The sequence below is a fragment of the Bacteroidales bacterium genome, from assembly GCA_014860585.1.
Classification (GTDB): domain Bacteria; phylum Bacteroidota; class Bacteroidia; order Bacteroidales; family 4484-276; genus RZYY01.
In genome coordinates this window covers 1-2097 of sequence record JACZJL010000117.1, presented here as the reverse complement: position 1 = coordinate 2097, position 2097 = coordinate 1, and the positions used below count along the sequence as shown (strand labels likewise).

The following is a 2097-nucleotide window of genomic DNA, read 5'->3' as shown; positions in this document are numbered from 1 at the left end:
GATAAACCCCAGCGCATAACACATGGTATAGTGCATGCGGGTTTCAGTGGTTTGCGAAGGTTCGTGACTCGTAAAAAAGGTCGGTGTAAACTGATAGGAAATCACCTCGTACTCCCGCACGACACCATACCATCAAACGTTGAACTAAACCGCCCCCTAGCGGGGGCGGAAAAATGATGTTAATTTTGGGGTGCTAACTCTAAAATTTAAACATCATGCAAAATTCAGATTTAATCGGGTGTCTCGTTCAGGAGATGCAGTTTCGCAACTACAGCGAAAGAACAATCGTCACTTACAGCAGACTGCTGGCAAATGTAGAAAAATATTTCCAGCTGCCCATTGACAACATTACTGCTGATCAGCTCAAAAGTTACCTGCATCAGCGTATAATCAATCAGGAGGTTTCGATTTCAAGTATCAACCAAACCATCAGTGCATTTAAGATAATGCAGGTGGATATCCTTGGGAGGAGTTGGGAAAAGATAAATATCAAGCGTCCCAGAAGAGTAAAGAAACTACCTGTGGTACTTTCAATCGGGGAGGTGCACCAACTTATCGAAGCCACCCCAAATATCAAGCACAAGGCAATCCTGATGCTATCTTACTCAGCAGGACTGCGTCGTTCAGAAGCCCAACAGATACTACCTTCGGCCATTGATTCAAAGCGCATGATGGTTCATGTGGTGCAGGGTAAAGGCAAAAAAGACCGCTACACCATCCTTTCTCTCAAGACACTGGAAATGCTACGGTTGCATTACAAACTGCACAGGCCGGTACATTTTCTTTTTGAAGCGCAGGGCAAAAAAGGCAAATATTTGTCCGTTCAAACGTTGAACACCATTGTAAAAGATTGCGCTGCAAAAGCAGGCATTAACAAGAGAATTTCGTTTCATACCCTCAGGCACAGCTTTGCTACCCATTTATTGGAGCAGGGTGTTAACATCCGGCTTATTCAGCAATTCCTCGGGCATACTTCGCTCAAAACCACTGCAGGTTATCTTCATTTGGTAAACGTTCAGCCTTCGGGCATAAAATCACCCCTGGATTTGATGAGCCTGTAATATGCACGGTCATGGAAAATCAAAGACAAAGCATCGAGCTTGCTGATATTTTCAGAAGCCGTGAAACAGATTTTTTACAAAACAATAATCTGTGTTCCGAGCAAATCAAAGCATTCAAATCCATTACCAGTTGCCGGACATCAACCCTGGGAGGTCACCTGGATCAGTGCGACAATTGCGGTCATGTCAGGCCGGCATACAATTCCTGCCGTAACCGCCATTGCCCAAAATGTCAGTTTATAAAAAAAGCAAAATGGGTGGATAAACTCGCTGCCAACCTGCCGCCAGTGAAGCATTTTCATGTGGTGTTTACCATTCCGGCGCACCTGAATCGGCTCTTTTACCTCAACCAGGATAATGCATACAGCCTGCTGTTCAAAGCCGCCGGTAAAACGTTGATGCAATGTGCTGCAAATCAAAATTTCCTTGGAGCTCAGGCAGGCGCGGTGGCTATTCTGCACACCTGGGGACAAACACTGGTATACCATCCCCACATTCACATGATTGTACCGGCAGGCGGCCTTTCCGATGATCAGACCGAATGGATACGATCAGGGAAAAAGTTCTTCTTGCCTGTCAAAGCGCTTAGTGCTGTGTTCAGAGGAGTACTTTGCCGATTGTTGGAACAGGGTGTTGAGCAGGGAAAATTAAAACTCCCGGACGACACTGCCAGCTTCCGGCAAATCAAAAACCTTTGCTACCAGAAAAAATGGGTCGTTTATTGCGAAAAACCATTTGCCGGACCGCAAAACCTGATCAACTACCTGGGTAACTACACCCATCGCGTGGCCATTTCCAATCACCGGATCGCTGACTTCAATGATGGTAAAGTAACTTTCAGCTATAAAGATTACAAAACCGCAGGATTATCCAAAACCATCACCCTCGATGCGGATGAGTTTATCCGTCGCTTTTTGCAACACGTGCTGCCATGTGGATTCTACAAGATTCGCTATTTCGGCTTTATGGCCATCTGTAACATTAAAACAAAACTTGATCTGTGTTTTACACTGATCGAAAAACCGGCATACCTGCC

Annotated in this window: 2 protein-coding genes; both read left to right on the top strand. The window is 45.3% G+C overall.

The genetic code is table 11. The features are described from left to right. Positions 1–215 precede the first annotated feature (215 nt). A complete protein-coding gene (locus tag IH598_12815; GenBank protein MBE0639392.1) occupies positions 216–1061 on the top strand; it encodes a tyrosine-type recombinase/integrase in 846 nt (281 codons plus the stop codon). An 11-nt stretch (positions 1062–1072) separates the two neighbouring features. Next, on the top strand, positions 1073–2097 hold a 1025-nt coding region (locus IH598_12810; GenBank protein MBE0639391.1), incomplete at its 3' end, for an IS91 family transposase.